Raw genomic sequence first — 5,893 nt, 5'->3', positions numbered from 1 at the left:
ACAATATTTGATTCCGGACTTGCTGCCAAAAGTGGCAGGTTTAAACCGGAATGGGGTGGCAGGATAAATCCGGATTACCCGGCAAGTTTAATCCGGAATGGGTGGCAGGATTAAACCGGATTTTCCAGGCCTGAGCAGGGCTCTGGATTATTTTATGACCGACAGGGATATCGATGGGGAAAGGGTCGCCCTGATGGGACATTCCCGGCTGGGAAAAGCGGCACTCTGGGCAGGGGCAAACGATCCGCGTTTCGCCATGGTTATCGCCAATGAATCAGGGTCTATGGGTGCGGCTATCTCCAGAAGAAAATATGGGGAAGATGTGAAGTATATAACATCTGAGTTCCCCCATTGGTTTGTTACCGGATTGCGCAGTTTTGCAGATCGGGAAGAAGAACTCCCGGTAGACCAGCACATGCTCCTTTCTCTCATTGCACCCCGGCCGCTGTATGTGGCCAGTGCTGAGAACGACAGGTGGTCCGATCCGGAAGGGGAGTACCTGGGACTTCTTGGCACCCGGGAGGTTTATGAGCTTTACGGTCTAAACGTTACCTTAGGGAATGAAATGCCTGCAATCGGAAAGCCGGTAGGGGGCATAACAGGATACCACATCCGGGAAGGCATCCATGACGTTACAAGTTATGACTGGGAACAGTTTCTAAACTTTGCAGACATCTATCTGAAGTAGATATATGAGGATTATCCCTGGAACCTTGTGGTGATTTTTTAATCCATCGGAGTCAATTTTTATGAATCAGCATCGATTCTATTGAAGAAAGGGTATTGATAGTAAATATCTATAAGATTTACTGTTTAATACCTTTAGCGCATTAAATAACCCCTGAAAAAAACAGATGAATCCAAGAGTTATTAAGGGGATGATACTTATAACACTTATTATAAATGACATTGAATTATTGTACTTTATCATTAAAAAGCTTGTTACTCCTGGCAAAATAGCACAAGCGATGAGATAAAGAGTCATCGAAATCTGAAAATTTATTACATCTTTGCCATGTTTATCTATTTTCAAGCTATATTTTTTTCTAAAAGACCAAATTAACAAAGGTATCGGGACAATGCAAATCATTGAACTCAGATGCAATACTGTAATCCAGAAAGATTCATTGCCTTTATTATCATTATTAAAATCGTATTCCAAAATATTACTCAGATTATTTAACGTGAATGTTCTTGGATCCACCTCACCACTTTCAATTCGTTGTATGGTTCTGGTACTGACCTCACATAACTCACCAAGTGTTTCCTGAGTCATCCCCTTTTGTAATCTTAAATGAGTAACTACTTTCCCTATTTCGGGTTGTTTCATAAACTGCTCCTTTAAAAAGATCTGCTTAAACTTTGCTGCCTGTTTAAAGAATTGACCATGTCGTAGTAACGACATTAACACGACATTGATAAAATGCATCCCCATTGCGAAGACCATTTTCCGTATTAGTAACTTCTCAAAATCGGTATGTTGATCTCATAGAAATAATCATCTGTCTTCTATCTTTCCGTTTCAAAACCTTAAGAATCGTTCTCGTCTTTTTCTTGAGATTTCTTTTCTTTTTTATACCAATCTTCATTTTCATATAACTCGTCTGCACATTCAGGACATAAACCATGACTGAAGGAAGCATCAGAGTGCTTTTCAATATACGACTCAAGAAAATTCCAATACCCTTTATCATCTCTGATTTTCTTACAATGGGCGCATATTGGAACAATGCCTTTCAGAGTCTTTATTTCGGACAATGCTTGTTCAAGTGATATTTTATCCTTAAGAGTTTTTGCATATAAATTGTCTTTATGGAGGTGTTCTCTTTGGTATTCTTTAACTACAAGAGTCACTAATAATGTAATCATAAGCAAACATATTACTAAAGAAACAAAAACATCTATTGATCGGTGACTTTCACTCAAATAAGGGATAATCAATTCTGGTTTGAGTTGTTCAATGATTGATAATCCGATAACGATAAAGAAAGAAATAAGAAGTAGTAAATTGTCATAGGGAGAATCAATAATAATTTTAATTATGACAAATAATATAATAAAAAACAGAGGAGAACTCCCCTTAGAACCCTGATTGGTCATCCAGATTACAGATATAAGGCCCAGAAAGAATATCACCATTGGTAATTTTAAATAACTTTCCAAATGAAATTTCATCGATGCAATATAGAATGCTACCGCTATAAATGTAGCTGAAAAAGAAAAGATAATCTCACGAATTGGATTTTCTAAGAAGACATTTAAAATGGCAGTGAATATTCCAATGAAAACAGTAGTTAGGCAAATAACATTAAATACTCTATTTTCTAATGAATGTATATTCCTGTGCCCAAAAAGAATTGTTATGATTGAATGGCCGAAATCACCATTTTTCTTTTCATTATTCTTGAGAATGAATTTCATGTCCTTTTTCATATTACTGATCCCTTCTAAAGATTGTAACGTCGTCAAATGGTTTCGGATATCTATTGCCATTTCCTAAGTTACAATTCTATTTTATCATACTGGTGAAAGTCTCAACTTTCCAGATCCAACAGATAATTTATTATGTGAAAAGTAAATCAGGTCTAAAGAGGTCTTCTGTCAGGAGGATTAATATATTTTGATGGTTTTCAACGAATTGTGGAAACACCTATCCTGAGTGTACGAAAGATTTCTATAATATATTTGTTGGCTCTGTAATAGTGGTGGTTCCCGGAATTTGTTCCATGAGTAATAGGGTTTGATATCTGTTGATTTCGGTAATCCTGAATAACTTTTCTGATAGTTTCCCGGGATATACATCTATGGAAATCTTTTCTAACTTATTCAGAATTCGTTTGAATCCCCAAAAGTAGTTCTCAATTTTCAGATTCTTGATCAGGAGATTTATGGCTTAAGTAATAAGTGGTCTGCCTTTTTTCTAGTTTTGGGTTTATCATAAGTCCAGTAATCCTTGATAGCACTCTTCCATCTGTAATGAATTATCTCAGGATTCACCAGTGAAAATATCTTCTTGTTTTAGTATTGCTGATGAAACATTGACCGGGATAAACCATTTCTCCCGGATGGAGGAGGTCAGCTTTATATTCTTTTCATTGAGGTGCCGTTTGTATCGTTGGTTCTTCTGCCAGATCAGATCGATTTTCGGGATAATGGACTTTTTGTTGATGAGATAGAAGAGTATGAATTCAAGTAAATGAAATAATGATTTTAGAAGCAGCATCTTTATCAAATCTGCAAGTTCGTAGAGCGGCGATACTTTAGAATTCTGTTTTGGCGGAAATCTATTGTTATTATAGGGGGCGTTTGGCAGAAGTCTTTACTCAAAGGAATAAAATGGACAAGTCATTTCTAAGTGAAGTTGAAGAAGAATATAAGAGTATTGATAACAAATGGTTAAACCTGCATTATCAGATAACTATTGCGGTTGTTGTATTTGTATTTATTCTTGAATGTCTTATTGGGATACTTCTGTTTTATACAAGTGAGATTAATACGACTATACCTTTGTACTTAGTGAAGTTTCTCATCATTCCAAGTACTCTAAACACGGGATGTCTCTTTATAGAATATAAAATAATGCACTCCAGCCGAATGTCTCAGAACTCAAAAATATTTACTGTTTCGTTATCCCTCGTCTTTATTTTTTTTATAGTTTACATGGTTCATAGTGTATTTGCTTCTTTGTATTTTATATTTGCACTCTCCATTTTATTAACGGCAATCTACGGTATTTATAGATTAACAACTCTTACAGCCATACTATCGATTATATCTATCATCTCTTCTGAATTACTGATTCAGTGGGATTCTGACAAAGTCAGCGTTTTGGAGGATGGTATTAGTTTGAGTAATTTTCTTATATCACTGTTTGTCCTGATCTCTTTTTCCGTGGTTAGTTTAGTAATCATTTACTTTGAAAAGGCTAAAACTACAGCTAGTCTGCAAAAGGAGATTGAGAGATTGAAATTGAGACAGATAGTTCTGATTGATGAATTGACAGGAATTAGTAATCGTATTGCTTTTAGAAATGCGATGGAGAAAATGGAGAAGGATTCCTGCGATAATACATATATTTTTGTAATGATAGATCTTGATAATTTTAAACTCATCAATGATAGTCTGGGGCATGTTGCAGGTGATAATTGTCTTATTGCATTCAGTTCTATTCTTAAAAAGAATTGTGGTGATGCCATCCCATTTCGTTATGGAGGTGATGAATTTAGTATATTGTTTAAAAACACCACTTTGGAAAAGGTACTTGAAAGCTGTGCGAATATTCAAAAGGAATTCAAATCAAATGATCAAATTATTAATTCAGAATTACCTCTCAGTGCCAGTATCGGAGTGGCGAGCTATGAATGCGGGACAGCTCCTTCAAGGCTGATTACCAATTCAGATAAAGCTCTGTACCAGTCTAAGACTGTGAAAAATAAAGTCACAGTTTTTAATGAATTTAGCATCAACTCATCTCAATAAAAGAATCGTAAGTTGAAATAAAAAATTCCCCTGGATTAAAATGATAAGTACCGTGCCTATCAAAAACTACGCCACTCCATGCAAAGAGTATTCTCAATCAGTAACTTTTAAGACAACTTCAGTACTGGATATGACCTTTTCAATTCCATTGACCTTATCCATAAAGAGAAACTTTACCAGATGCTCACCTTTCGTCATTATTTTTCCTGGTATATCTAATGTGTACGGTGAGCTTATCGAAGTACCGAAGACTGTAGATGCATTTTTTTCGTCAAACATGACAACAAGCCATGCATTTTTATCATTGGCCGATTCTTCGTCAAATTCTACTGTTACCATAGCTTCGTTTCCAGTGATATACAGAGTCTCTGTAGATGGAGTGGTTATAATAGCTTCAAAGGCATTATCTACGATATTATCTGGCTCATCTACAAAAAGTTTTATGTCGGAATACGCGAGAATCTTTTCCATACCAGCGACATTTTCAATAATAATAAATCTTTGATGATGTTCTCCCTTAGTCATCATTCTTCCAGGAATATCAAATATAAAGGGAGAGACAAGAGGTGATGCAATCTCACCTGACCGCTCATCAAACATGAATACAATTTTGCTATGAGCCGCATTTGCCGCTTTTTCATCAAACTCAAAGACAAGTGAGATGTCTTCTCCCGGTATGAATACATCGGTATTACTGTGAGATGTCACTTCGGAATAGATTAGATTTCCAAAATTATCACCGGGATTTTCAACATGAAGTGTCATTTCTGAAGCTGCTAAAATTTCATCATTTCCCGATTGACTCCTTAAGAGGAGAAATTCAATAAGATGATTACCAGCAGTCATATCTTTAGCGGAGGCTTCATAGGATAGTGGAGATTCAATAGACGTGCCTGCAATTGTTCTTCTCACCTGAGAATCAAATTTAACAACAAGCCATGCATTTTCTTTGTTGGCTGCCTCTTGGTCAAATTCAAAGGTTACTGTTGTCTGTTTCCCATTGATTAACAGAGTATTGTTTTCCGGAGATATAATATTTGCATAAAGAGTATTTTCAGCAAAGCTCAACGTAACTGAACTTAAGAATAATAATGTAATGATTAAATGAAATTGTTGAAACAAAATTTACTCCTGATCTTAAGATGTTTTTACTGGTTTGTGGCAGGATAAGGTAATCATTGCCGGATCTTTACAAGATTATAGGAGAGTGAATTTGTTAAGTCAAGAGATGTTTATTATTAATCACATCTATCTCCATGACCGACTATTGTTCTTTTTCCGGTAGCACGGAATGTTTCAACATAGTTGTCACAACTTTTGATTTTTTTATGCTGAAATCAGTTGCTTCTTAGTCTCTAATGAAGGGTTCAGATACACATATTTCTGATCCTCCCAAATTTTTCGATAATTACTC

General features: G+C 35.7%; 5 protein-coding genes. 2 read left to right on the top strand and 3 right to left on the bottom strand.

The features are described 5' to 3' along the window. The first annotated feature begins 97 nt into the window (after positions 1-97). The gene (locus tag DV872_RS25695; RefSeq protein WP_114632837.1) at positions 98-688 is read left to right on the top strand and encodes a S9 family peptidase; all 591 of its coding nucleotides are present in this window, start codon (positions 98-100) and stop codon (positions 686-688) included. 78 nt (positions 689-766) lie between these two features. Here DV872_RS25695 and DV872_RS25690 read toward each other — a convergent pair whose 3' ends face one another. Beyond that, positions 767-1,330: a helix-turn-helix domain-containing protein gene (locus tag DV872_RS25690; RefSeq protein ID WP_158547193.1), complete on the bottom strand. Its 564-nt coding sequence runs from the start codon at positions 1,328-1,330 to the stop codon at positions 767-769. Between the two features lie 200 nt (positions 1,331-1,530). Next, positions 1,531-2,433 (bottom strand): hypothetical protein, encoded by a 903-nt coding sequence (locus DV872_RS25685; RefSeq protein WP_114632835.1) that lies wholly within the window; start codon positions 2,431-2,433, stop codon positions 1,531-1,533. Between the two features lie 840 nt (positions 2,434-3,273). On the opposite strand from DV872_RS25685, the gene DV872_RS25675 reads away from it, so the two are divergent. Then, positions 3,274-4,479 carry a GGDEF domain-containing protein gene (locus tag DV872_RS25675; RefSeq protein WP_147283276.1) on the top strand — a complete coding sequence of 402 codons (1,206 nt, stop codon included), beginning with the start codon at positions 3,274-3,276 and terminating at the stop codon, positions 4,477-4,479. Positions 4,480-4,572: 93 nt separating this feature from the next. Here DV872_RS25675 and DV872_RS25670 read toward each other — a convergent pair whose 3' ends face one another. Continuing rightward, positions 4,573-5,601, bottom strand: a complete 1,029-nt coding sequence (locus DV872_RS25670; RefSeq protein WP_114632832.1) for a hypothetical protein — start codon at positions 5,599-5,601, stop codon at positions 4,573-4,575. Between the last annotated feature and the right edge of the window lie 292 nt (positions 5,602-5,893).

This window comes from Oceanispirochaeta sp. M1 (genome assembly GCF_003346715.1).
Lineage (GTDB): Bacteria > Spirochaetota > Spirochaetia > DSM-2461 > DSM-2461 > Oceanispirochaeta.
This window is presented reverse-complemented; position numbering and strand designations above follow the sequence as displayed.